General features: G+C 59.9%; 23 protein-coding genes and 2 pseudogenes. 17 read left to right on the forward strand and 8 right to left on the reverse strand.

The window, feature by feature from the left end:
* Nucleotides 1–220: 220 nt before the first annotated feature.
* From BZ163_RS27335 to BZ163_RS27365, 7 genes and pseudogenes are all read left to right on the forward strand, one after another.
* On the forward strand, nt 221–1531 hold the full coding sequence (locus BZ163_RS27335; RefSeq protein ID WP_128873485.1) for a sugar ABC transporter substrate-binding protein: 1311 nt from the start codon (nt 221–223) through the stop codon (nt 1529–1531).
* 144 nt (nt 1532–1675) lie between these two features.
* The gene (locus tag BZ163_RS27340; protein WP_128873486.1) at nt 1676–2602 is read left to right on the forward strand and encodes a carbohydrate ABC transporter permease; all 927 of its coding nucleotides are present in this window, start codon (nt 1676–1678) and stop codon (nt 2600–2602) included.
* A 10-nt stretch (nt 2603–2612) separates the two neighbouring features.
* Nucleotides 2613–3443, forward strand: coding sequence for a carbohydrate ABC transporter permease (locus BZ163_RS27345; protein WP_128873487.1), 831 nt, complete (start codon nt 2613–2615; stop codon nt 3441–3443).
* A 188-nt stretch (nt 3444–3631) separates the two neighbouring features.
* Nucleotides 3632–4735, forward strand: a complete 1104-nt coding sequence (locus BZ163_RS27350) for an ABC transporter ATP-binding protein (protein ID WP_128873488.1) — start codon at nt 3632–3634, stop codon at nt 4733–4735.
* A gap of 16 nt (nt 4736–4751) precedes the next feature.
* The gene (locus tag BZ163_RS27355) at nt 4752–6224 is read left to right on the forward strand and encodes a mannitol dehydrogenase family protein (protein WP_128873489.1); all 1473 of its coding nucleotides are present in this window, start codon (nt 4752–4754) and stop codon (nt 6222–6224) included.
* 184 nt (nt 6225–6408) lie between these two features.
* A pseudogene (xylB, locus tag BZ163_RS27360) lies at nt 6409–7904 on the forward strand (xylulokinase).
* A 163-nt stretch (nt 7905–8067) separates the two neighbouring features.
* Entirely contained in the window at nt 8068–8340 is a 273-nt protein-coding gene (locus BZ163_RS27365) for a DUF2790 domain-containing protein (RefSeq protein ID WP_128873490.1), read from the forward strand.
* A 130-nt stretch (nt 8341–8470) separates the two neighbouring features.
* Here BZ163_RS27365 and BZ163_RS27370 read toward each other — a convergent pair whose 3' ends face one another.
* Nucleotides 8471–8740: a DUF1652 domain-containing protein gene (locus BZ163_RS27370; RefSeq protein WP_128873491.1), complete on the reverse strand. Its 270-nt coding sequence runs from the start codon at nt 8738–8740 to the stop codon at nt 8471–8473.
* A 190-nt stretch (nt 8741–8930) separates the two neighbouring features.
* Here BZ163_RS27370 and BZ163_RS27375 point away from each other — a divergent pair, with 190 nt between their 5' ends.
* On the forward strand, nt 8931–9113 hold the full coding sequence (locus BZ163_RS27375; RefSeq protein ID WP_128873492.1) for a hypothetical protein: 183 nt from the start codon (nt 8931–8933) through the stop codon (nt 9111–9113).
* A 43-nt stretch (nt 9114–9156) separates the two neighbouring features.
* Here BZ163_RS27375 and BZ163_RS27380 read toward each other — a convergent pair whose 3' ends face one another.
* Together BZ163_RS27380 and BZ163_RS27385 are read right to left on the reverse strand one after the other, a co-directional pair.
* Entirely contained in the window at nt 9157–10308 is a 1152-nt protein-coding gene (locus tag BZ163_RS27380; RefSeq protein WP_128873493.1) for a PQQ-dependent sugar dehydrogenase, read from the reverse strand.
* Nucleotides 10309–10358: 50 nt separating this feature from the next.
* Complete coding sequence (locus tag BZ163_RS27385; RefSeq protein WP_128873494.1) at nt 10359–10712, reverse strand: hypothetical protein; 354 nt, start codon at nt 10710–10712, stop codon at nt 10359–10361.
* A gap of 202 nt (nt 10713–10914) precedes the next feature.
* Between BZ163_RS27385 and BZ163_RS27390 the strand changes: the two genes are divergently transcribed.
* Nucleotides 10915–11787, forward strand: a complete 873-nt coding sequence (locus BZ163_RS27390) for a Ku protein (protein WP_128873495.1) — start codon at nt 10915–10917, stop codon at nt 11785–11787.
* A gap of 154 nt (nt 11788–11941) precedes the next feature.
* Here BZ163_RS27390 and lpxO read toward each other — a convergent pair whose 3' ends face one another.
* A complete protein-coding gene (gene lpxO, locus BZ163_RS27395) occupies nt 11942–12841 on the reverse strand; it encodes a lipid A hydroxylase LpxO (RefSeq protein WP_128873496.1) in 900 nt (299 codons plus the stop codon).
* 481 nt (nt 12842–13322) lie between these two features.
* Here lpxO and BZ163_RS27400 point away from each other — a divergent pair, with 481 nt between their 5' ends.
* Together BZ163_RS27400 and BZ163_RS27405 are read left to right on the forward strand one after the other, a co-directional pair.
* Nucleotides 13323–14912 (forward strand): ABC-F family ATPase, encoded by a 1590-nt coding sequence (locus BZ163_RS27400; protein WP_128873497.1) that lies wholly within the window; start codon nt 13323–13325, stop codon nt 14910–14912.
* A gap of 266 nt (nt 14913–15178) precedes the next feature.
* Nucleotides 15179–16365 (forward strand): annotated as a pseudogene (locus tag BZ163_RS27405) (MFS transporter).
* 111 nt (nt 16366–16476) lie between these two features.
* Here BZ163_RS27405 and BZ163_RS27410 read toward each other — a convergent pair.
* Together BZ163_RS27410 and BZ163_RS27415 are read right to left on the reverse strand one after the other, a co-directional pair.
* Nucleotides 16477–17514 (reverse strand): dienelactone hydrolase, encoded by a 1038-nt coding sequence (locus BZ163_RS27410; RefSeq protein ID WP_128873498.1) that lies wholly within the window; start codon nt 17512–17514, stop codon nt 16477–16479.
* 168 nt (nt 17515–17682) lie between these two features.
* Nucleotides 17683–18294 carry an FMN-dependent NADH-azoreductase gene (locus BZ163_RS27415; protein WP_128873499.1) on the reverse strand — a complete coding sequence of 204 codons (612 nt, stop codon included), beginning with the start codon at nt 18292–18294 and terminating at the stop codon, nt 17683–17685.
* 129 nt (nt 18295–18423) lie between these two features.
* Here BZ163_RS27415 and BZ163_RS27420 point away from each other — a divergent pair, with 129 nt between their 5' ends.
* Nucleotides 18424–19332, forward strand: a complete 909-nt coding sequence (locus tag BZ163_RS27420; protein ID WP_128873519.1) for a LysR substrate-binding domain-containing protein — start codon at nt 18424–18426, stop codon at nt 19330–19332.
* A complete protein-coding gene (locus tag BZ163_RS27425; RefSeq protein WP_128873500.1) occupies nt 19329–19688 on the forward strand; it encodes an MmcQ/YjbR family DNA-binding protein in 360 nt (119 codons plus the stop codon). The genes BZ163_RS27420 and BZ163_RS27425 overlap by 4 nt, the downstream gene beginning before the upstream one ends.
* Before the next feature lie 12 nt (nt 19689–19700).
* On the opposite strand, the gene BZ163_RS27430 is transcribed toward BZ163_RS27425, so the two are convergent.
* Nucleotides 19701–20126, reverse strand: a complete 426-nt coding sequence (locus tag BZ163_RS27430) for a DUF1294 domain-containing protein (RefSeq protein WP_128873501.1) — start codon at nt 20124–20126, stop codon at nt 19701–19703.
* Entirely contained in the window at nt 20123–20953 is an 831-nt protein-coding gene (locus BZ163_RS27435) for an undecaprenyl-diphosphate phosphatase (protein ID WP_128873502.1), read from the reverse strand. The genes BZ163_RS27430 and BZ163_RS27435 overlap by 4 nt, the downstream gene beginning before the upstream one ends.
* A gap of 299 nt (nt 20954–21252) precedes the next feature.
* Between BZ163_RS27435 and pnuC the strand changes: the two genes are divergently transcribed.
* The 4 genes from pnuC to BZ163_RS27455 all read left to right on the forward strand — a co-directional run bounded on the left by pnuC (nt 21253) and on the right by BZ163_RS27455 (nt 23716).
* Nucleotides 21253–21816 (forward strand): nicotinamide riboside transporter PnuC, encoded by a 564-nt coding sequence (gene pnuC, locus BZ163_RS27440; RefSeq protein ID WP_128873503.1) that lies wholly within the window; start codon nt 21253–21255, stop codon nt 21814–21816.
* Nucleotides 21813–22337 (forward strand): AAA family ATPase, encoded by a 525-nt coding sequence (locus BZ163_RS27445; protein WP_128873520.1) that lies wholly within the window; start codon nt 21813–21815, stop codon nt 22335–22337. Before pnuC ends, BZ163_RS27445 begins: the two co-directional genes overlap by 4 nt.
* A 352-nt stretch (nt 22338–22689) precedes the next feature.
* Nucleotides 22690–23136, forward strand: coding sequence for a hypothetical protein (locus tag BZ163_RS27450; protein ID WP_128873504.1), 447 nt, complete (start codon nt 22690–22692; stop codon nt 23134–23136).
* A 1-nt stretch (nt 23137) separates the two neighbouring features.
* Nucleotides 23138–23716 carry an adhesin gene (locus BZ163_RS27455; RefSeq protein ID WP_128873505.1) on the forward strand — a complete coding sequence of 193 codons (579 nt, stop codon included), beginning with the start codon at nt 23138–23140 and terminating at the stop codon, nt 23714–23716.
* Nucleotides 23717–23770: the final 54 nt, after the last annotated feature.

Raw genomic sequence — 23770 nt, forward strand, 5'->3', positions numbered from 1 at the left:
AAACCTGTACAAATCCAATGCTATTCAACCGCCGCAAAGCCGCCCCCAGCACCTCTCCCTCTCGACTCTAGTGCAAAATAGTATCAATCCAAGTGCGACGGATGATTTGTCACGCCATCAATTGAAGGCTGTAATCAGTGCACATTCTTCCCGCCCCAGGAAGACACAAAAACAATAACTGTCCTTCTGCAACCCGCCGGGTGCAGAAAAGGAGTGCACGATGCAACCTTCTGTAAAAGCTCTGCTAGCCCTCACCTGCATGACCCTCAGCAGCGTCAGCCTCGGCGCCCAGACCCTGACCATCGCCACCGTCAACAACAGCGACATGATCCGCATGCAAAAGCTCTCGAAAACCTTCGAGGCCGAGCATCCGGACATCAAGCTCAATTGGGTGGTACTGGAAGAAAACGTCCTGCGCCAGCGCCTGACCACCGACATCGCCACCCAGGGTGGCCAGTTCGACGTGTTGACCATCGGCATGTACGAAGCGGCCCTCTGGGGCGCCAAGGGTTGGCTGGAGCCAATGAAGGACTTGCCGGCCAGCTACGCCCTCGACGATGTATTCCCTTCGGTGCGCGAAGGCCTGTCAGTCAAGGGCACGCTTTATGCCCTACCGTTCTACGCCGAAAGCTCCATCACCTATTACCGCACCGACCTGTTCAAGGACGCCGGGTTGACCATGCCCGAACGCCCGACCTGGACCCAGATCGGCGAGTTCGCCAGCAAGCTCACCAACAAGGACAAGGAACAGTACGGCATCTGCCTGCGCGGCAAGGCCGGCTGGGGCGAGAACATGGCGCTCATCAGCACCGTCGCCAATGCTTATGGTGCACGCTGGTTCGATGAGCAGTGGAAGCCGGAATTCACCGGTCCGGAATGGAAGAACGCGCTGAATTTCTACGTCGACACCATGAAGAAATCCGGCCCGCCGGGTGCTTCGAGTAACGGTTTCAACGAAAACCTGGCGCTGTTCAACAGCGGCAAGTGCGCAATCTGGGTCGATGCCAGCGTGGCCGGCTCCTTCGTCACCGACAAGAGCCAGAGCAAGGTCAGCGAACAGGTCGGCTTCACCTACGCACCGCACGAAACCACCGACAAGGGCTCGGCCTGGTTGTACTCCTGGGCGCTGGCGATTCCCACCAGTTCCAAGGCCAAGGACGCCGCAAAAACCTTCAGCGCCTGGGCCACTTCCAAGGAGTACGGGGCGTTGGTCGCGGAAAAAGACGGCATCGCCAACGTGCCGCCAGGCACCCGGGCCTCGACCTACAGCGAGGCCTATCTGCAGGCTGCGCCATTCGCCAGGGTAACCCTGGAATCGCTGAAAGCGGCGGACCCGAGCAAGCCGAGCGCCAAACCGGTGCCGTACATCGGCATTCAGTTGGTGACCATTCCTGAATTCCAGGCGGTGGGCACCCAGGTCGGCAAATTGTTCTCCGCGGCGCTGATCGGCCAGACCACGGTCGACCAGGCCCTGACCGCCGCCCAGTCAACCACCGAACGTGAAATGAAGCGCGCCGGTTATCCCAAATAACCCCCGCCCCCTTGTAGGAGCGAGCTGGCTCGCGATGAGGCCGGTAAATCCGAAGCATCTTCAGCGACTGCAATACCGCTTTCGCGAGCAAGCTCGCTCCCACAGTTTGATCTTCACAGGTCTGCATTAATCGGTGTTATCGCCATGAATACTTCAACTGCCAAAGCTCATATCGACCTCCCCCAACCCGTGCGTAAAAGCCGCTTGGCCAACCCCGGCTGGTTCCTGGTCAGCCCCTCGGTGGCGCTGTTGCTGCTGTGGATGATCGTGCCGCTGGGCATGACCGTGTATTTTTCGCTGATCCGCTACAACCTGCTCTACCCCGGTGAAAACCAGTTCGTCGGCCTGGAAAACTTCAGCTACTTCCTCAGCGATTCCGGGTTCATGCCCGGCGCCACCAACACCCTGTTGCTGGTGGGCAGCGTGCTGCTGATCAGCGTGGTGTTCGGCGTGTTGATCAGTGCCTTGCTGGAGGCCAGCGAGTTTCTCGGCCGCGGCATCGTGCGGGTGCTGCTGATCTCGCCGTTCTTCATCATGCCCACCGTCGGTGCGCTGATCTGGAAGAACCTGATCTTCCACCCGGTGTCGGGGATTCTCGCCTACGTCTGGAAACTGTTCGGCGCGCAGCCGGTGGACTGGCTGGCGCATTACCCGCTGCTGTCGATCATCATCATTGTGTCGTGGCAATGGCTGCCCTTTGCGATCCTGATCCTGATGACCGCCATGCAGTCCCTCGACCAGGAGCAGAAGGAAGCCGCGCGCCTCGATGGGGCCGGTCCGATCGCGATTTTCTGGCACCTGACCCTGCCGCACCTGGCCCGCCCGATCGCGGTGGTGGTGATGATCGAAACCATCTTCCTGCTCTCGGTGTTCGCCGAAATCTTCACCACCACCAATGGCGGCCCCGGCTACGCCTCGACCAACCTCGCCTACCTGATCTACAACCAGGCGCTGGTGCAGTTCGACGTCGGCATGGCCTCCGCCGGCGGCCTGATCGCGGTGCTGATCGCCAACATCGCGGCCATCGTCCTGGTGCGGATGATCGGCAAAAACCTGACCGACAAAGCCTGAGGCCATTGCCATGACCCTTCAACAATCCCGTCGTCTGCAAAGCCTGCTGCTGGGCACCCTGGCCTGGGCCATCGCGATCCTGATTTTCTTCCCGATCTTCTGGATGGTGCTGACCAGCTTCAAGAGCGAAATCGATGCGTTCGCCACGCCGCCGCAGTTCATCTTCACCCCGACCCTGGAGAACTACCTGCACATCAACGAGCGCAGCGACTACTTCAGCTTCGCCTGGAACTCGGTGGTGATCTCGTTCAGCGCCACCGCCCTGTGCCTGCTGATCGCGGTGCCGGCCGCCTACTCCATGGCGTTCTACGAAACCCAGCGCACCAAGGGCACGCTGCTGTGGATGCTCTCGACCAAGATGCTGCCGCCGGTGGGCGTGCTGATGCCGATCTACCTGCTGGCCAAGAGTTTTGGCCTGCTCGATACGCGCATCGCGCTGATCGTGATCTACACCCTGATCAACCTGCCGATCGTGGTCTGGATGATTTACACCTACTTCAAGGACATCCCCAAGGACATCCTCGAAGCCGCGCGACTGGACGGCGCGACCCTGTGGCAAGAGATGGTGCGGGTGCTGCTGCCGATCGCCAAGGGCGGCCTGGCCTCCACGGTGCTGCTGTCGCTGATCCTGTGCTGGAACGAAGCCTTCTGGTCGCTGAACCTGACCTCGTCCCAGGCCGCACCGCTGACCGCGCTGATCGCCTCGTACTCCAGCCCCGAAGGGCTGTTCTGGGCGAAGTTGTCGGCAGTCTCGACCCTGGCCTGCGCACCGATCCTGATCTTCGGCTGGATCAGCCAGAAACAACTGGTCCGCGGCCTGTCGTTTGGCGCGGTGAAATGAAGATCGTCGGCCCAACGCGATCTCACACATGGATGGTTGACCCAACGCGATCCCCTGTAGGAGCTGGCTTGCAGCGAAGAGGCCCGCAAATTTTGCATCGATCTTTCGGCCGCCTTCGCTGGCAAGCCAGCTCCTACGAAAAGCGCGCCCGGCACAAGTTGAATAACAACAATCGGAGACCCATCACCATGGCCAACCTGAAAATCAAAAACCTGCAAAAAGGCTTCGAAGGCTTTTCCATCATCAAGGGCATCGACCTGGAAGTGCGCGACAAGGAATTCGTGGTCTTCGTCGGCCCCTCGGGCTGCGGCAAGTCCACCCTGCTGCGACTGATCGCCGGCCTGGAAGAAGTCAGCGGCGGCACCATCGAACTCGATGGCCGCGACATCACCGAAGTCAGCCCGGCCAAGCGCGACCTGGCGATGGTGTTCCAGACCTACGCCCTGTACCCGCACATGAGCGTGCGCAAAAACATGTCGTTTGCCCTCGACCTGGCCGGCGTGCCCAAAGCCGACGTCGAGAAAAAGGTCAACGACGCCGCGCGCATCCTTGAACTCGGGCCGATGCTGGAGCGCAAGCCCAAGCAACTCTCCGGCGGCCAGCGCCAGCGCGTGGCCATCGGCCGGGCGATCGTGCGCAACCCGAAAATCTTCCTGTTCGACGAACCGCTGTCCAACCTCGACGCCGCCCTGCGGGTGCAGATGCGCCTGGAACTGTCGCGGCTGCACAAGGAACTGCAAGCGACCATGATCTACGTGACCCACGACCAGGTCGAAGCCATGACCCTGGCCGACAAGGTGGTGGTGCTCAGCGGCGGCAAGGTCGAACAGGTTGGCTCACCGCTGGAGCTCTATCACCAACCGGCCAACCTGTTTGTCGCCGGCTTCCTCGGCACGCCGAAGATGGGTTTCCTCAAGGGCAAGGTCACCGGCGTCGACCGTCAGAGCTGCGAAGTGCTGCTGGACGCCGGCACCCGTATCAACCTGCCATTGAGCGGCGCCAACCTGAGCGTCGGCGGCGCCGTTACCCTGGGCATCCGCCCGGAACACCTGGAGCTGGCACAAACCGGCGACTGCACGTTGCAGGTCACCGCCGACGTCAGCGAGCGCCTGGGCAGCGACACGTTCTGCCACGTGGTAACGGCGTCCGGCGAAGCCCTGACCATGCGCGTGCGCGGTGACCTGGCCAGCCGTTACGGCGAAACCCTGAGCCTGCACCTGGATGCCGAACACTGCCATTTATTCGATGCCGACGGCGTAGCGCTGACCCGTCCGTTGCGCGTTGCCGCCTGAATTCAGAGAGCCTGTGATGAAACTGAATAACCAGAATCTGCACCACCTCGCCCCCGAAGTGATCCTGCCCGCCTACACCCTGAGCGACACCCGCCAGGGCATCGCGCACATCGGCGTCGGCGGTTTCCACCGCGCGCATCAGGCGTATTACACCGACGCCTTGATGAACACCGGCAAGGATCTGGACTGGGCCATTTGCGGCGTCGGCCTGCGCGCCGAAGACCGTCGCGCCCGGGATGACCTGAAGGCGCAGGATTACCTGTTCACCCTGCTTGAGTTGGGCGACTCCGACGACACCGAAGTCCGGGTGATCGGCGCCATCCGCGACATGCTGCTGGCCGAAGACGGCGCCCAGGCGCTGCTCGACAAACTGGCGAACCCCGAGATTCGGATTGTCTCGCTGACCATCACCGAAGGCGGCTACTGCATCGACGACAGCAACGGCGAATTCATGGCCCATTTGCCGCAGATCCAACATGACCTGGCCCATCCGGACGCACCGCAAACCGTGTTCGGCTTTCTCTGCGCCGCCCTGGTCAAACGCCGTGCCGCCGGCACGCCGGCATTTACCTTGATGTCCTGCGATAACCTGCCGCACAACGGCGCGATCACCCGCAAGGCGCTCCTGGCGTTTGCGGCCCTGCGCGATGCCGAACTGCGCGACTGGATCGATAGCAACGTCAGTTTCCCCAACGCCATGGTCGACCGCATCACGCCGATGACCAGTGCTGAACATCGCCTGCAACTGGCCGCCAGGCATGCCGTCGACGATGCCTGGCCAGTGGTCTGCGAACCCTTTGCGCAATGGGTGCTGGAAGACAAGTTCGTCAACGGGCGCCCGGCCTGGGAACAGGTCGGCGTGCAGTTTACCGACGACGTCACGCCTTACGAAGACATGAAGATCAAGCTGCTCAACGGCAGCCACCTGGCCCTGACGTATCTGGGATTCCTGAAGGGATACCGCTTCGTTCACGAGACCATGAACGATCCGCTGTTTGTCCGGTACGTGCGCGCTTACATGGATCTGGACGTGACGCCACAGTTGTCGCCCGTGCCGGGGATAGACCTGACCGACTACAAGAACACCCTGATCGCACGCTTCTCCAACCAGGCGATTGCCGACCAGTTGGAGCGCGTGTGCTCGGACGGTTCGTCGAAGTTTCCCAAGTTCACCGTGCCGACGATCAATCGCTTGATTGCCGAGGGCCGCGAGACGAAGCGTGCGGCGTTGGTGGTGGCAGCCTGGGCCTTGTACTTGAAGGGGGTGAATGAGCAGGGCGATACGTACTCGATTCCGGATCCGCGCGCGGCGTTTTGTCAGGCGTTGGTGGCCGATGATGTGTTGATCACCCAGCGGTTGTTGGAGGTCGAGGAGATCTTTGGTACGCAGATTCCCCGCTCGCCCGAATTTGTGGCGGCGTTCGAATGGTGCTGCAACAGCTTGCGCGAGGTTGGGGTGACGCGAACCCTGGAGCGGGTGCTGGCGTAAGTACCGTGGTGAATCTGCTGCCGTCTTCGCGGGCAAGCCCGCTCCCACCGTGGTCCTCGGTGGAATACATATTTGTGGACGACGCTGGTCCCTGTGGGAGCAGGCTTGCCCGCGAAGGCGGACTGACAGGCACCCTATACGTTGAATGTTGACTGACATCGACCTGACGATCCAAGGATCCTCCATGGCAAACCAACAACTTTTCCTCGGCATCGACTGCGGCACCCAAGGCACCAAGGCCCTGATCCTCGACGCCATCAGCGGCGAGGTCCTCGGCCAGGGTGCGGCTCCCCACAGCCTGATCAGTGGCGCCAATGGCCGGCGCGAGCAGGACACGTCGCAATGGCTGGAAGCATTCGCTTGCGCCACTCGCCAAGCGCTGATCGCGGCCAATGTCGACGGCCAGGACATCCTTGGCATCGGCGTCTCCGGTCAACAACACGGCCTGGTCCTGGTCGACGATCAGGGCCAGGTACTGCGCCCGGCCAAACTCTGGTGCGACACCGAATCCAGCGCGCAGAACGACCGCCTGCTGGCCCACCTGGGCGGCGAAAGCGGCTCGCTGGAACGCCTCGGCGTCGTCATCGCGCCGGGCTATACCGTATCCAAGCTACTCTGGAGCAAAGAACAGCACCCGCCAACATTTTCCCGCATCGCCCACATCCTGCTGCCCCACGACTACCTCAACTTCTGGCTCACCGGCCGCAGTTGCAGTGAGTATGGCGATGCTCGGGCACCGGCTATTTCAACGTTCGCACCCGTCAGTGGGACTTGCAGCTGCTGCGCGACATCGACCCCACCGGCCGCCTGCAAGCCGCAGTTGCCGGAGCTGATCGACGCCACCAGGCCGTTGGCACCCTCCTGCCGGGCATCGCCGAACACCTGGGCATCAACCCGCAGGCCCTGGTGTCCAGCGGCGGTGGCGACAACATGATGGGCGCCATCGGCACCGGCAACATCAAGCCCGGTGCAATCACCATGAGCCTCGGTTCCTCGGGAACGGTCTACGCCTATGCCGACCAGCCGAATGTCAGTCCGGACGCCTCGGTCGCGACCTTCTGTTCATCCAGCGGTGGCTGGCTGCCGCTGATCTACACCATGAACCTGACCAATGCCACCGGGGTGATTCGCGAGTTGTTCGAGCTGGATATCCCGCGCTTCAACGAGCTCGTCGCGCAAGCGCCGATCGGTGCCGAAGGCGTGTGCATGCTGCCGTTTCTCAATGGTGAACGGGTGCCTGCCCTGCCCCATGCCACGGGCAGCCTGCTGGGGCTGACCATGACCAACCTGACGCAGGCCAACCTGTGTCGCGCCGTGGTCGAGGGCACGACCTTCGGTTTGCGTTATGGGCTGGACCTGTTGCGCCGCAATGGCCTGCAAAGCCGCAGCATCTGCCTGATCGGCGGCGGCTCGAAAAGCACGGTGTGGCGGCAGCTGGTCGCGGACATCATGAACACCCCCGTGATCTGCACCGGGCAAAGCGAAGCCGCGGCGCTCGGCGCAGCGATTCAGGCGGCGTGGTGCAAGTCCTGGGCAAACGGCCCTGAACACAGCCTGGCGGATTTGTGCGAGCGCTGCGTAAAGCTCGATCCGGCCAGCGAAACCCTGCCGATAGCCGACAATGTGGCAGCCTGCCAGCAGGCCTATGAACGCTATCGACAGCAGATCGCCATCCTTTGAAGAGAAGGAACTGCCGACAGGCGGCGTTCAGCCGGCTTAACCATCTCTTAACGCTGCGGTCCAAAGCTTTACTGGACCGCACGCCCTCAGATCTCTCTGACGCCCAGTGCGGCAGGTTCGACCTTATGTCGAGCTGACTTTTCGCCTGCACTGGAGATCGTTCATGAACACGCGCACATTGTTGTCGACAGCCGCCCTCGCCTGCAGCGCCTTTGCCGGTCTTGCTCTGGCCGACGAAACGTCCTCGACCCAGGTCCAAGTCCCTGCATATCACTATGGAATGCCATTGCACGTGGCCAAGGTCATCTCGCTGACCGAGCCCTCGACCCTGTATTGCGAAGTCATTACCGCTGAAATGACGTACATCGACACGTCAGGCCAAACGGCACAGATCACTTATCGAAAACTGTCCGACGCTTGCAGCATGCAAAGCTGACCAGGCAGTACGCAGTGCACCGGCAAATGGCTCGAGCGCCATGCCGGTCCTGGCATATTGCATGCTGATGATAGAGCTGGCGCCGGGCCTGGCTTTCCGTCAGACCGGCGCGAGCCTTGAAACCGTGGGGTTAAAGCGCTTTCCTGTCCGGATGCAGAGTCTGGACTTCGGCTTTGTTTTGCATGTCCACACGCAATTCGGCAATCAGGTCGTTGATTTCCCTGCAGCCATTGAGATGTTTGGCGTTGATTCCGGTCACCATCAGATCGAGGTGATCGGTTTTACGATCGGAATACACTTTTATAGTCATCGACAGGTCCGGCGACAACGTACATTGACAACGTTTCGGAAGAAAACTGCTTTCAATGATGTTTCGAAGTTCCAAGGCAGAAAGAAACATTACGACCCTCTCCTTAATGTGAGAATGCCAATCAAACATCCACGTCGATCAGTACTAAATTCCCCGCTCATGTTTCTTGCAGGCTTTATCAAGTCCTCATCTGACTGTTTTCCGGTGTAGCCACTGACTCAAATGAAAAGCCGGTCAGCTCAAGGCCAGCTACAGCATAAAACATGCCGCGAATTTCGCCGTGCAGCTCATCGGTAATTTCAACGATATACGGGCACTGACAGCAAACCTTTTCATGCAAAATGCAACAAAAGCCGATTTCAACCCGGCAATTTGCATGATCCACGGCGGCAAAATTGTAACGACCTTGACTCAGTATCTGCCGACTCCACACACACGCAAGGCCGCATCACGGGATCTTTGACCTATATCACTACCGTCGGGCTGAATCTTCGGCAGGAGATGTTTTACTTCAGGCCAACCTTGTACAGCACTCCGTCAGCCTCATCGGTCAACACATACAAATAGCCGTCCGGTCCCTGCCGCACATCACGAATGCGTTTGTTCAGCTCACCCATCAACCGCTCTTCGTGCACCACCTTGTCGCCGTCGAATTGCAAGCGAATCAGCTCCTGGCTGACCAGCGCGCCGATAAACACATTGTGTTGCCAGGCCTTGAAGCGATCGGCATCGTAAAACGCCATGCCGCTCAGGCCAGGGGATTTTTCCCAGACATGGTGTGGCGCGACGGTGCCTTCGGCGGTCTTGCCCGTGGCTTCCGGAATCGGCTGGCCGGAATAGTTGATGCCGTGGGTTGCCAGCGGCCAGCCATAGTTCTTGCCACGCTCGATAACGTTGATCTCGTCGCCGCCCCGGGGGCCGTGTTCGTTTTCCCAGAGGACGCCGGTCCAGGGGTTGAGCGCCGCACCTTGTGGATTGCGCTGGCCATAAGACCAGATCTCCGGGCGCACGCCGGTCTGACCGACAAAGGGGTTGTCGTCCGGAACCTTGCCGTCGGGATAGATCCGCACGACCTTGCCCTGCAGTTTGTCGAGGTCCTGGGCCGTCGGCCGGTCGTTGTTCTCACCGAGGGTGATGAACAGATATCCGTCGCGGTCGAACACCAGGCGCGACCCAAAGTGGTTGCCGACCGACAGTTTGGGCTCCTGGCGGAAGATCACCTTGAAGTTCCTGATTGACTTCAGGTCTTGCGACAATTGTCCGCGGCCGACCGCGGTCCCGGCCTTGTCGCCCTTGCCGCCCCCTTCGGCATAAGACAGATAGACCGTGCGGTCTTGCTTGAAGTCGGGCGACAACGCCACATCCAGCAAGCCGCCCTGGCCCTTGGCCCAGACTGTCGGCACGCCGTCGAGCGGGGCCGAGAGCTTGCCGTCAGCGCTGACCACTCGCAGGTTGCCAGGGCGTTCGGTTACCAGCATGCCCTGGCGATCGGGCAGGAACGCCAGGGCCCACGGGTGCTCCAGGCCCTCGACGATCGGGGTCACTTCGAGGGTGCCCTGTTCACTTTTCAGTTCTTGAACGGGCGCGGCATAGGTCGGTGCGGTCGCAGTGATCAAGGTGCTGGCACAGAGTGTGGCCAGGAGGGTTCTACGCAACATGCACGATTCCTTTTGTCGTCAGGATGGCTGGCAGACTTGCGTCTTGCCGTTCAACGGTTGCTGGTGCCTGTGTCTCGATGAGGCGGATTGGGTATGAATATCGGTTGGCTGGGCGCAGCGGGGCGGTCCTGGGGATAGCGGTTGCCAATCCCGCCGTTGTCCAGGGTCGGTGGTCGCGGAACCGGTACGGTGTTCGGTCCGCGAATGCCAGGAGCTCCGGGTTGGGTGCCCTGCATGCTGTTGGGGTTGGCCCGGCGAATCGGGCTGTTGTATGGATTGCTTGAATTGCCCGTCGGGCTCTGCGCCAGCAGCAACGGTGAGGATGGCGCCGGATCGGCCTGGGCCGGATTGCTCAGCACGCCACTCAACGCCAACGCAGTGATGCCAAGCGTTAATCGGTTCATCCGGAGCCTCTCGACGTAAGCGTGGATAGAGTCTTCGATAGCACGCTACGCCCGGGGTTCGCATTTGTTAATCAAAACCTCCCAGGCAGATGTAACACCTTTTGACCGTACCGCTGATCCGCCCTCGAAATGCGGGCCAAAGCGGCTGAAACTTTTGCTCCAGGCCACGGGTCACCTGATCATCACTTGGGAGAAGACGACGATGCCACGAGCAATCTGGAAAGGCGCAATCAGTTTCGGGCTGGTGCATATCCCTGTCGCGCTGGTCTCGGCGACGTCTTCCCAAGGGGTGGATTTCGACTGGCTCGACAGCCGGAGCATGGAGCCGGTCGGCTATAAGCGCATCAACAAGGTCACCGGCAAGGAGGTGACCAAAGAGCACATCGTTAAAGGTGTGCAATACGAAAAGGGGCGCTACGTGGTGCTCAGTGAGGAGGAGATCAAGTCGGCGCACCCGCTGTCCACACAAACCATCGACATCTTTTCCTTTGTCGACAGTGAACAGATTCCCCTGCAAAACATCGACACACCCTACTACCTTGCACCCGATAAACGCGGCGGCAAGGTCTACGCGCTGCTGCGCGAAACCCTCAGCAAAACCAACAAGGTCGCCCTCGCCCACGTGGTCTTGCACACTCGCCAGCACTTGGCCGCACTGATGCCGCTGGAGTCGGCCATGGTCCTGGTCATGCTGCGCTGGCCGGCTGAAGTTCGCAGCCTGGATACGCTCGAACTGGGCAGCGAAGTCACCGATGCGAAGCTGGTCAAGGGCGAGCTGGACATGGCCAAGCGGCTGGTCGAAGACATGAGCGCCGAGTGGAGCCCTGAAGACTATCGCGACAGTTTCGAAGACAAGATCATGGCGCTGGTGGAGAAAAAGGCCCATGAAGGCAAGATCGAGGACGTGGAAACTGCGACGGGTGAAGAGGAGCGCAAGACCGCGGATGTGATTGATTTGACTGAACTGCTTAAACGCAGCCTGGGTGGCAAGGCGGCTGCCAAACCTGCCGCGAAAGCTAAATCGACCGACAAGCCGGCACCGGCCAAAAAACCTTCAAAGCGTTCCAGTGGCTGATTGAATACAGGAACATCCATGAGTTATGCGGTGAAAGTGCAGGCCTCATCGCGAGCAAGCCCGCTCCCACACTTGACCGCACTCCATTGGAGAAACCGGTTCGAATGTGGGAGCGGGCTTGCTCGCGAAGGCGTCAGGGGCCGCAAAGCAAAAATCAGATCAACATAAACACTGCCAGCAACCCACCCAAAATCGCCCACTTCTCCAGGTAGTAAAGTTTACGATTGCGCTTCTTCAGCGCCTTGCCCCTCAGGCGAAACTTGTAGATTTTGCCGAACAGACGGTTGATAGCACCGGTCTTGTCGCCCACAGCGTTCGGCGCCCCCGCTGCCGCCATCACATGGCGGCTGAACCAGCCATTGAACGCTGCCGCCCAGCGATACTTCATCGGCCGCTCAATGTCGCAGAACAGAATGATGCGATTTTGCTGGGTGGTGTTTTCGGCGTAATGAATAAAGGTCTCGTCGAACATCACCGCTTCACCGTCGCGCCAGTGGTAGTTCTCGCCATCGACGTTGATGTAGCACCCGGCATCGTTCGGCGTGTCCAGGCCCAGGTGATACCTATAGGATCCGGCATACGGATCGCGGTGACGGACCAGTCTGGATCCTGGTGGCAGCTCGGCAAACATCGCGGCCTTGATCGAGCCGATACTCTGCACCAGTTCAGTGGTGCGCGGGCAGAGTTTCATGGCTGATGGGTGGCTATCGCCGTACCACTTCAGGTAAAAGCGCTTCCAGCCCGTCTTGAAGAACGAGTTGAATCCGACATCGTCATACTGGTTCGAGCGTTTGATCTCACCGTTCTCGAGCAGGCTCTGGCCTTCGGCGCGAATGTCTTGCCAATGGGTCTGCAACGGACTCAAGTCAGGAAAATCGGCAGTGTCGAGATAAGGCCTGTTGGGGATTTTCGAGAACAGGTAAAGGAGGCAATTGACCGGTGCCAGAAATGTCGAGTGATCACTCAGCTGGCGGCCCAATTTGTGGCGCACGCGTCCGCGCAGATGAACGTACGCGATCGATACAACATAAATAACAGCAATGATGAGCTTCACGAAAATCGTCACACGTCAGAAGTGAACAAACTGCGTCCCCTGGAGGGCCTTGTGCAGCGTCTGATATCGAAACGGAGGTGCCGGTGGCGCGCCACTGAGCGCATGTCGACTGTCGACCTCAGGATCAAAGATGGCATTTTAGCCAGCGTTTGTAACCTGCTGTTAGCATTCCGCGCTTAAAATCTGACCGCTGATGGTGTCAAAGGAGCCGTACGGCCTCAACGCCCTATCGTTTAAAGAGCCAGACCAGTACAATCGCCGCCAAACATTATGCGCCCCCCTTGGCTGATGACGGGAATGAACCCCGCCTCAGCGCACTTCGACTCGGGCCAAGCGCTCCTTATGCTGCTGTCCACTTATTGCCAGATGGACCTTCCGCTTCTGACCGGGATGAATTTACCGTGGTTCGGAGACCGGAAACGGGTACTGAATCGGTACTGCCGCAACCCTTGCTACTTTTTAAGCTTCGCAGGAAAAACCTTTGATCTCTACAGCTAACATCACGATGCAGTTCGGCGCCAAGCCGCTATTTGAAAACGTTTCGGTGAAATTCGGCGCGGGCAACCGTTATGGCCTGATCGGCGCCAACGGTTGCGGCAAATCGACCTTCATGAAAATCCTCGGTGGCGACCTCGAGCCATCGGGCGGCCAGGTCATGCTGGAGCCGAACGTGCGTCTGGGTAAATTGCGCCAGGACCAGTTCGCCTACGAAGAATTCACCGTGATCGATACCGTGATCATGGGTCACGAAGAGCTGTGGAAGGTCAAGGCCGAGCGCGACCGCATCTACTCGCTGCCGGAAATGACCGAAGAAGACGGCATGGCCGTGGCCGAGCTGGAAACCGAGTTCGCTGAAATGGACGGCTACACCGCCGAATCCCGTGCCGGCGAACTGTTGCTGGGCCTGGGTATCGGCATCGAGCAGCACTTCGGCCCGATGAGCGAAGTGTCCCCGGGCTGGAAACTGCGCGTATTGCTGGCTCAGGCGCTGTTCTCCGATCCGGAAGTGCTGTTGCTCGACGAACCGACCAACCACCTGGACATCAACACCATCCGCTGGCTGGAAAATATCCTGACCCAGCGCTCCAGCCTGATGATCATCATCTCTCACGACCGTCACTTCCTGAACAGCGTGTGCACGCACATGGCTGACCTGGATTACGGCGAGCTGCGACTGTTCCCGGGCAACTACGACGAGTACATGACCGTGGCGACCCAGTCCCGCGAGCAACTGCTGTCGGACAACGCCAAGAAGAAAGCACAGATTTCCGAGCTGCAATCGTTCGTCAGCCGCTTCTCGGCCAACGCCTCGAAAGCCAAGCAAGCGACCTCCCGCGCCAAGGCGATCGACAAGATCCAACTGGCCGAGGTCAAGCCTTCGAGCCGTGTCAGCCCATTCATCCGTTTCGAACAAACCAAGAAGCTGCACCGTCAGGCGGTCATCGTCGAGCGCATGGCCAAAGGCTTCGACGGCAAGCCGCTGTTCAAGGATTTCAGCTTCGTGGTTGAAGCCGGAGAGCGCGTGGCGATCATCGGCCCGAACGGTATCGGTAAAACCACCCTGCTGCGCACCCTGGTCAATGAACTGACCCCGGATGCCGGTACCGTGAAGTGGACCGACGCCGCGGAACTGGGCTACTACGCCCAGGACCACGCGCACGACTTCGAAGACGACTGCAACCTGTTCGACTGGATGGGCCAATGGACCCAGGGCGGCGAGCAAATCGTTCGCGGCACCCTCGGCCGGATGCTGTTCTCCAACGACGAGATCCTCAAGTCGGTCAAGGTCATCTCCGGTGGTGAGCAAGGTCGCATGCTGTTCGGCAAGCTGATCCTGCAAAAGCCGAACGTGCTGATCATGGACGAACCGACCAACCACTTGGACATGGAATCGATCGAGGCGCTGAACCTGGCGCTGGAGAACTACCCGGGCACGCTGATCTTCGTCAGCCACGACCGTGAGTTCGTATCGTCCTTGGCTACTCGCATCATCGAGTTGAGCGCCAGCGGCGTGATCGACTTCAGCGGTACCTATGATGACTACCTACGTAGTCAGGGTGTTGTGTTCTAAAGAGCAGCTATTGGTTTCAAGCTGCAAGATGCAAGTAAAAGCCCTGTCCTTGTGACAGGGCTTTTTGCATTTCAATGTTCAAGAATTTCTGTGGTGCGCAAATCATCGCGAGCAAGCTCGCTCCTACAGGTGACCGCGATCCAATGTGTAAGCGGGCTTGCTCGCGAAGAGGCCCTCGATCTCACGGATATAGTTAGCCTGCTTCCTTTTATTTTATATCCAAGCCATGATGCAGTTCTCCTACCGCCGCCCGCGAACGAGCCGTCATGTCTGTGCAGCAAGTGCCCCCGCAAAGCTCCACGGCGATCACCCTGCAGATCGTCTCCATCGTCTTCTATACCTTCATTGCCTTCCTGTGCATCGGCCTGCCGATTGCGGTGATACCGGGGTACGTCCACGAACAGCTGGGTTTCAGCGCGATCATCGCGGGGCTGACCATCGGCTGCCAGTACCTGGCCACTCTGCTCAGCCGCCCCATGGCCGGGCGCATGTCGGACAATGTTGGCACCAAACGGGCGATTGTGTACGGCTTGTCGGGGATCGTCTTGAGCGGAGTGCTGACGCTGTTGTCGACGTTGCTGCAAAGCTTTCCGTTGTTGAGTCTGTTGATCCTGATCGCCGGCCGCCTGCTGTTGGGGATCGCCCAAGGCTTGATTGGCGTCGGCACCATCAGTTGGTGCATGGGCCAGGTCGGTGCCGAACATACCGCGCGCTCGATTTCCTGGAACGGGATTGCGTCCTACGGCGCCATCGCCATTGGCGCGCCACTTGGGGTGGTGATGGTCGCCGAGTACGGCTTTGAAAGCCTGGGGATTGTCCTGTCACTGCTGGCACTGGCCGCACTGCTGCTGATCCGCAACAAACCCTCGGTGCCGGTGATTCGTGGCGAGCGCCTGCCATTCTGGGCGGTGTTCGGGCGCATTGCGCCGTTTGGCGCGAGCCTGAGCCTGGCCTCCATCGGCTACGGCACCCTGACTACTTTTATCACTTTGTATTACGTCAGCCGCGGCTGGGCTGGCGCGGCCTACTGCCTGACGGTGTTCGGCGTCTGTTTCATTCTGGCGCGGCTGTTGTTCATTTCAGCATCAGCCGCTTCGGCGGATTCACCTCGGCCATTGCCTGCATGAGTGTTGAAACCTTGGGCCTGGGGCTGCTGTGGCTCGCGCCCTCGACCACTTATGCGTTGATCGGCGCAGGTCTGACCGGCTTCGGCTTGTCGCTGGTCTACCCGGCATTGGGTGTGGAGGCGATCAAGCAGGTACCCAATTCCAGTCGCGGCGCGGGCTTGAGTGCCTATGCGGTGTTTTTCGATCTGGCGCTGGCGATTGCCGGGCCGTTGATGGGCGCCATCGCCTTGAACCTGGGGTACTCGTGGATATTCTTTAGTGCGGCGTTGCTGTCGGTGAGCGCACTTGGTTTGACCCTGTTACTCAAACGCCGCGCAATGGCCTGATTGCCACGTCTCCTGTAGGAGCTGGCTTGCCAGCGAAGGCGTCCGTTGGCTCACTGCAAGACTCAAGACCATTCGCTGGCAAGCCAGCTCCTGCAGGGGGTGGCGTGAACCTTATTGATCGGCGGTTTGCATGCCGGCCCTGTCCGGCTTGCCCAGCGCACGGGAAAAGAACCGCCCCGCTTCGGAAATCATGGTGCGGTGGATGTCTTTGCGATCGACCCCGTCGGCATCGGTGCACAACGCCGGCATCGCGATAATCTGCTCTTCGTTGCAGGGCGCCATGAACACGAAGTGCCCGGCGCCGGCCAGCAACTTGAAGTCCGGCGCGATCGGCAGTTTGCGCGCCAACGCTGCAGCGTTCTTGTCGAATGCCACCAGTTTGTCGCCGTCGCCGCTGTAAAGCAGCACCGGCACGTGCACGTCGGCCAGGGTATGGCGCCCGAACTTCAGGCTCAGCGGCGCCATCAGCAGCAAGGCATGAACCCGTGGGTCAGCCACCGGTTGCAGGTCATCGCGATCAACGATCAATTCGCCTTGGGTGTTGCAGGCATCGCGATCATCCGGCCGCTCCTGGCAATAGCGGCGCAGACGGTCCAGGTCCGGCGTCGCACCGGAGAGGATCAATGCGGTTTCCCCTCCCGCCGAATAGCCGATCACGCCGACCTGGTTGGCATTGACGAAGGGCGCAAGCATGCGATCGCCCAGGGTCGCGGTGATGGCTTGGGAAATCTGGATCGGCCGGCCATACAGATTGCTCAAGGTACCCAGGCGGCTGTGGTCCCTGGAGTTGTCGCCGGGATGGATCACCGCCACCACGATGAACCCCTTGCGCGCCAGCGAGGTGGCGAGATCGTGCAGGGCCAGCGGGGTTCCGGTGTTGCCATGGGACAGCATCAGCATCGGGAAACGACCGATGGCGACGCGGGTATCTTCGCCGGCTTCGACGGTATAGCCCTCGAGTATGCTGGTGTGTTCCTTGTCGCTGGAAGGATAGAAGGCGATGGCACGCATCGGCTGCAGGTCCAGCGGATCGAGGAAGCTCATCTCATGGAAGCCGACGCTCCAGTGCGTATGTGGCGCAGGTGCGGCGTGCACTGAATCCAGGCTGCCGAGCAGACATATCAGCAAGCTTGCACAAAGACGCACCATGGGATGCCCCACCTTGTTACTTGACCGGAGACGATAACCCTTGATTGCATAACCCGGGCCAGAACTAGCAACAACCAGAAACAAAAAACTCCACTTCTGGCACTTGCGTGATCAGAATACAGAGTTTTTTGGTTGTTGCCCGAGCTGTTTGACGTCTTTACGCAAGCCTTACGCGGCGACGAACAATTGCTCGCTGATGTGCGTCTGGGCATCGTTCATGGCCTTGGTCCGCACTTCATCACCGTAAGCCAGGCCATGGGCGCGGACGAACTCGATATCGGTGATACCGAGGAAGCCGAACATGACTTTCAAATATTCTTCATGGGCAACGCCAGTGACCTGACCCACGTGCAGGCCGCCAGATGTCGAGACAATCACCACTTTCTTGTTACCGCAAAGGCCTTCAGGGCCGGCTTCGGTGTAGCGGAAGGTCTGACCGGCAACGGCGATGCGGTCGATCCAGGCCTTGAGTTGAGTCGGAATGGTGAAGTTGTACATCGGGGCGGCAATCACCACCGCATCGGCGGCGAGGAATTCAGCCAGCGCCTGGGCGCTCAGATCGGCTTCGTGCTGTTGCGCGGCATTGCGCAGTTCTGCCGTGGTGCCGGCAGCCACCAGGGTGGCGGCGGAGAAATGGCTGATGGCGTCGGCAGCCAGGTCACGGTAAGTCACCATGGCGCTCGGCTCGGCGGTTTGCCAGGCCTTGACGACTTCGCTGCTCAACTGACGGGAAGCCGAGTTGTCGCCAAGAATGCTCGAATCGATATGCAGCAATTTCATGTGGGGATCTCCAGGTGAGGACCGCTCATGGCGATCTGATGGAAACCATCCTACAGGCGAAACCAATAGATGATTAGATGGCAACAATGCGATAGTTCGTCCCACTGATAGAACAATCGAGTGACCCGTATGCAAGACCTCAATGATCTCTACTATTTCGCCAAGGTGGTCGAAGCCGGTGGTTTCGCGGCAGCCGGGCGTTTGCTCGGGATACCCAAGTCGCGCCTGTCGCGTCGGATCGCCGAGCTGGAAGAACGCCTGGGCGCTCGCCTGCTGCAACGCACCACCCGCCAACTCAAGCTGACGGCCGTGGGCGAGCGTTACCTGCGGCACTGTCAGGCGATGCTGCTGGAAGCCGAGATGGCCGATGAGGCAGTGGCCAGCATGTCCAGCGAACCCCGCGGACGTTTGCGGGTGTCCTGTCCGGTGGGGTTGGCCCACGAGATTCTGCCGACCGTGATCAGTGATTTCCTGGCGAAGTTTCCACTGGTTCAACTGGAAGTCATGTTGCTCAATCGACGGGTCGACCTGGTAACCGAGGGCGTCGACGTAGCCTTGCGCGTGCGCGAGTTGGGCGACGAAGACCCGTTGCTGGTCACCCGACGCCTGCGCCAGGCGCAAATGGCGATGGTCGCCAGCCCCGCCTTCCTGCATGGACATGAGATCAACCACCCCGAAGACCTGAAAAAACTGCCGGTGCTCGGCGCGCTGGAAGCCGATCGCATGGTGCACATCCGCATGCTCGATCAACAGGGCAACAGCGTTGACTTGACCCTCGAAGCGCGATTGGGTATCGATGACTTCATCGTGCGCAAGGCCTGCACCCTGGCGGGCCAGGGGTTTACCCTGTTGCCGATGATGTATTGCGAGCAAGCGCTGGCAGACGGCTCGCTGGTGCAGTTGCTGCCTGACTGGTCATTGCCAGGCGGCTGGCTGCAAGCGGTCTACCCTCATCGGCGCGGGGTGATGCCGGCGGTGCGCGCCTGGATCGACCATTTGATCGAATCTTTCAACGCCTGCGGGGAACGATTGCTATGAAGGCCGCACGCATGAGCGAAGAGGATGTCGCGCAGTTCTGCCTGGCGCTGCCCGGCGCGCGGGAAGACTACAAATGGGGTGGCGTGCGGGTGTTTTCGATTGCCGGAAACAAGATGTTCGCCTTGCAGAACCTGCGGGGCGCATCCCTGGCGTTCAAGGTCGACAAGGATCTGTTTCTCGGTCATTGCGACCGTCCGGGCATTCACCCGGCACCTTATCTGGCGCGGGCGCAGTGGATCATCATGGCAACGCCCTACCCGCTTGGTGCCGAAGAGCTGCAAGACTTGTTGCGACGTTCCCATCAACTGGTGGTGCGCAAATTGCCCAAGCGCACCCAGGTCGGCCTGTTGCTTTAAAGCTGCGCGAATTTAAACCAGCGCGAAAAGATGGGCGCCAAGGAACAATTGATCGATCCAGAACACCTGGTGCAGCAACACGATCACCCAGAACAGCACCTGAAACGAAAGCTTGCGCGTCTTGTGCCGAAACACCTGCTGGGCCAGCAAGGCGCCAGGCCAGCCGCCGGCGAGTTCCACCGCATGCAACACGTTCTCCGGTATGCGCCAGCGATCGAGCCGGGCCTTGCGCTTGTCGCTCCAGTACAGCAGGAACGCCAGCACGCTGACGATGCCATAAGCCGCCAGGGGCACCCGTGAAATGCCCCCCAGCCACATCGTCATCGAACCCGACAGCGGCAGCACGTACAGGATCGCCAACACCAGCAGTTTCAGCCCGGGATGGCGAGTCTCGCCCCCGGACCGGCGTCCGGGGTTATTGCGCGCGCTTTCGTTCATGGCTGGACGGCGGTCCAGTCAACCCAACCGAACTGCCAGGTGGCAAGGATGATCAGGCCGAACACGATGCGATACCAGGCGAACGCCGCGTAGCTGTGACTGCCGATGAACACGAGCAGGCCGCGCACGGCAATCATCGCGAAGATGAACGCAGTGACGAAGCCGATGGCGAACACCGGAAAATCCGCCGGCACGAACAGGTCGCGGTATTTGTAGCCCGAGTACACCGCCGCGCCGACCATGGTCGGCATCGCCAGGAAGAACGAGAACTCGGTGGCGGTCTTGCGCGACAAGCCGAACAGCAAACCGCCAATGATCGTCGAACCGGAGCGCGAGGTGCCCGGAATCATTGCCAGACACTGGGCAAAGCCGATCTTCAGCGCGTCTTTCCAGGTGATCTCGTCGACGGTGTGGGCATGCACTTCATGCTGACGCCGTTCAGCCCACAACATGACGACACCGCCGACCACCAGCGCCGTGGCCACGGTGATCGGGTTGAACAGGTAATGGTGAATCAGGTCGGCGAAAATCACCCCCAATACCACGGCCGGCATAAAGGCGATCAGCAGGTTCGCGGTAAAGCGTCGAGCGCCCGGCTGGGTCGGCAGGCCGACGACCACATCGAAAATCTTGCGGCGAAACTCCCACACCACCGCCAGGATCGCCCCGAGCTGGATGATGATGTTGAAGGCCATGGCCCGCTCCCCCCCGAAGTCGAGCAGGTCGGCCACGATGATCTGGTGCCCGGTACTGGAAATGGGCAAAAACTCCGTCAATCCCTCAACAACGCCAAGTATCAATGCCTGAAAGGCGGTCCAAAGATCCATCAATCCCCCAAGAAGCGATGCGCCACGGCATGCCCCGTTAATATTTTCAGAACGCCACTGTGATCAGTGCAGATGAAGTCCCGCGCGCGCAATTCCCCCACAAAACCGTAAAAATTCCGTGAAAAATCAACTTGGACTCAGGTTTTTCCGCGCGGGGCCGAAATCCTATCAGACAAGTCTGATAAACGCTGCCGCGGAGTACTTATCCGTGAACGGATACGTACACGATCAAACCACCCCGCCAACCGCGCCTACCCGTTACAATCGCCTCCCTCTTCGACTTCCCCCAAGGAACCTCCATGTCCGGGCTTGAACTGTTTGCCGCCACCCTCGGTGTCATTGCCGTCTGGTTGACGGTCAAACAGAACCCCTGGTGCTGGCCGATCGGCCTGGTCATGGTGCTGCTCTACAGCTGGATCTTTTTTGAAGTGAAACTGTATTCGGACATGCTGCTGCAGGTGATCTATGCCGCCTTGCAGCTGTATGGCTGGTGGCAGTGGACGCGTGCGGGCGACACCCGTCAGGGGCGGCAGGTCAGCCGGCTCGATGGTCAATCGATAACGCTCAGTCTTGCCGTCGGCGCGATCGGCAGTCTGCTGCTAGGCGCGGCAATGGCGCACTGGACCGATGCCGCCCAACCCTGGCTCGATGCGGCGCTGACCGGTTTCAGCCTGGTGGCGCAAGTCTGGATGGCGCAGAAACGCGTGCAATGCTGGCCACTGTGGATCACCCTGGACGTGATTTTCGTCGGGCTGTTTGTCTACAAGGGGATGTACCTGACCGCCGGCCTCTACGCGCTGTTTGCCCTGATAGCCGTGCAAGGCTGGCGGGAATGGCGCGCCGACCCGGTATTGCGCACATGAAAGTCCTGGTGCTCACCGGTCCCGAATCCAGTGGCAAGAGTTGGCTCGCGGCCGAACTGCAAGCGCATTTCGGCGGCGTTCTGGTGGACGAATATGTCCGCTGGTTCATCGAGCAGAACCCACGCGATACGTGCCTGGCCGACATTACGCCCATTGCCCGCGGACAACTGCAATGGGAGGACGGGGCGCGCGCCCGACAGCCTCGGTTGCTGCTGCTCGACACTCACTTGCTGAGCAACATCCTCTGGAGCCGGACCCTGTTTGGCGAGTGCCCGGTCTGGATCGAACAGGCGCTGTTGACCAGGCAATATGATTTGCACCTGCTATTGTCCCCCGACGATGTCGCCTGGACGGATGACGGGCAGCGTTGCCAACCCGAACTGGGACAACGCCGGGCCTTCTTCGAGCAGACCCTTGCCTGGCTGGAGCACCATCGACAACCGGTTCAGGTGCTGCAGGGCGATTGGGCCGCGCGTCGCAGCCAGGCCATGAAAGCCGTTGAGCTCCTGCTCGATTCCTGACTATTTTGCCAATCCGGACGCGTTTTTCCCCTGTTTTGGGGGGGAAGTGTCCATTTTTGAAACACCCCTCCGAGCTCAAACTGGCTATTTGAACGGCTTCATAATCTTTACACCTGGGCTGTAAGGAAAATGAAACACATCGCCGTCAACCCTTGATCTAGAGCATCGCAACTGCTTTTGCCTGATACAGGCGTTTAGCACTGTATCAAATCTGAAACAGAGCCCAATACGCCCCATGTTCGCATAATTCGCAAGCTATTGAATTCCCACGACTATCAAAAAGCGGCACAGCTTTCGCTCTCTCCTTCATAACGCTGACAAGGTCCAGCTCGCAGAAGAAGGAATAGTTGCCATGGGAACTTTCAACAACGGAATAACCCACCTCCTGCTGGTCGGATTCGCCACCTCGATACTCAGCTTCAATGTTCAAGCTGAAGGCAATGGGGTCATCGTGCTTAAACGTGACGTTCAGCCGGTGCACATCGGCCGCAACGGAGGCAAGGATCCCAATCCGACGACTGTCAACGTCAACCCTTCTGAACGTGTCACCCAAAGCCTCAGCAATGCCGAGCTCAGCGATGGCGACTTCGCCAACGTCGCCAGCGGCTCCTCCATCAGCAACAACATTCCCCAAAACGGCTCAGGCATGCAAGGCCTCAACGTGATCACCAACCCCAACGGCATGCCTGGCATGACCGCGGGCCACGGTGGCGGCAGTGGCGGGGCGATCTCGGGAACCATCAACCGTGCCTTGAGTACCGGCCTCGCCCCACTGGGCAGACTGGCTGGAGGCCAATGACATGACTCGCTCATTGATAGTCCTCGCCCTGCTCGGCTGCACCAGCGCCATGGCCGACTCCAGCGTAAGCACGGTGAACAGCGCCAGAATCCAGGACTCCGGCAGCCAGTACACAGGCAACCTCAACGTCAACCAGGCCGCCGGTGACCAACAGCAACAGACCAACGTCCGGGCGATCGCCATTGGCACCGAAGCTGCCGCGACCACCCGCATCAACCAGAAAATCAACACCTCCGCCAATCCGTCGATGAACGCGACGGCCACCATCGGCGGCACCTCTTTCAGTAATGGCAACGGTGTACTGGGCGTCAACCAGGGCGCCGGGGCCAACAACCAGATGGCCAACGCCATGCGCATCAGCATCAGTGCTGCGCCGCAGAGCGTCGACGATAGCGCCCTTTCTCAACAGAACGTGGCGTTGCAACCAAGCTCAGGAGCAACTGGCACCTCAATCGGCAGTCGCCAGGTCGTGATCAGCGACCAGGCCTTCACCGGCAGTCGAGGGGTAATCCAGGTGAACCAGAGTGCCGGGGTGGGGAACCGAATGGCTAACACCCTGAGCATCCGGGTCGCTGACTGACCCAAACGTAGTGCGATTGGAAAGTACCAATACTTAACCAACTAATAAGCACGG

This window comes from Pseudomonas sp. VI4.1, assembly GCF_002029345.1.
GTDB lineage: Bacteria > Pseudomonadota > Gammaproteobacteria > Pseudomonadales > Pseudomonadaceae > Aquipseudomonas.

Bases quoted from the DNA above. Each gene is read 5' to 3' on its own strand.
- BZ163_RS27335 (WP_128873485.1), top strand. From the start codon at position 221: ATGCAACCTTCTGTAAAAGCTCTGCTAGCCCTCACCTGCATGACCCTC.
- BZ163_RS27340 (WP_128873486.1), top strand. From the start codon at position 1,676: ATGAATACTTCAACTGCCAAAGCTCATATCGACCTCCCCCAACCCGTG.
- BZ163_RS27345 (WP_128873487.1), top strand. From the start codon at position 2,613: ATGACCCTTCAACAATCCCGTCGTCTGCAAAGCCTGCTGCTGGGCACC.
- BZ163_RS27350 (WP_128873488.1), top strand. From the start codon at position 3,632: ATGGCCAACCTGAAAATCAAAAACCTGCAAAAAGGCTTCGAAGGCTTT.
- BZ163_RS27355 (WP_128873489.1), top strand. From the start codon at position 4,752: ATGAAACTGAATAACCAGAATCTGCACCACCTCGCCCCCGAAGTGATC.
- BZ163_RS27365 (WP_128873490.1), top strand. From the start codon at position 8,068: ATGAACACGCGCACATTGTTGTCGACAGCCGCCCTCGCCTGCAGCGCC.
- BZ163_RS27370 (WP_128873491.1), bottom strand. From the start codon at position 8,740: ATGTTTCTTTCTGCCTTGGAACTTCGAAACATCATTGAAAGCAGTTTT.
- BZ163_RS27380 (WP_128873493.1), bottom strand. From the start codon at position 10,308: ATGTTGCGTAGAACCCTCCTGGCCACACTCTGTGCCAGCACCTTGATC.
- BZ163_RS27385 (WP_128873494.1), bottom strand. From the start codon at position 10,712: ATGAACCGATTAACGCTTGGCATCACTGCGTTGGCGTTGAGTGGCGTG.
- BZ163_RS27390 (WP_128873495.1), top strand. From the start codon at position 10,915: ATGCCACGAGCAATCTGGAAAGGCGCAATCAGTTTCGGGCTGGTGCAT.
- BZ163_RS27410 (WP_128873498.1), bottom strand. From the start codon at position 17,514: ATGGTGCGTCTTTGTGCAAGCTTGCTGATATGTCTGCTCGGCAGCCTG.
- BZ163_RS27415 (WP_128873499.1), bottom strand. From the start codon at position 18,294: ATGAAATTGCTGCATATCGATTCGAGCATTCTTGGCGACAACTCGGCT.
- BZ163_RS27420 (WP_128873519.1), top strand. From the start codon at position 18,424: ATGCAAGACCTCAATGATCTCTACTATTTCGCCAAGGTGGTCGAAGCC.
- BZ163_RS27425 (WP_128873500.1), top strand. From the start codon at position 19,329: ATGAAGGCCGCACGCATGAGCGAAGAGGATGTCGCGCAGTTCTGCCTG.
- BZ163_RS27430 (WP_128873501.1), bottom strand. From the start codon at position 20,126: ATGAACGAAAGCGCGCGCAATAACCCCGGACGCCGGTCCGGGGGCGAG.
- BZ163_RS27435 (WP_128873502.1), bottom strand. From the start codon at position 20,953: ATGGATCTTTGGACCGCCTTTCAGGCATTGATACTTGGCGTTGTTGAG.
- pnuC (WP_128873503.1), top strand. From the start codon at position 21,253: ATGTCCGGGCTTGAACTGTTTGCCGCCACCCTCGGTGTCATTGCCGTC.
- BZ163_RS27445 (WP_128873520.1), top strand. From the start codon at position 21,813: ATGAAAGTCCTGGTGCTCACCGGTCCCGAATCCAGTGGCAAGAGTTGG.
- BZ163_RS27450 (WP_128873504.1), top strand. From the start codon at position 22,690: ATGGGAACTTTCAACAACGGAATAACCCACCTCCTGCTGGTCGGATTC.
- BZ163_RS27455 (WP_128873505.1), top strand. From the start codon at position 23,138: ATGACTCGCTCATTGATAGTCCTCGCCCTGCTCGGCTGCACCAGCGCC.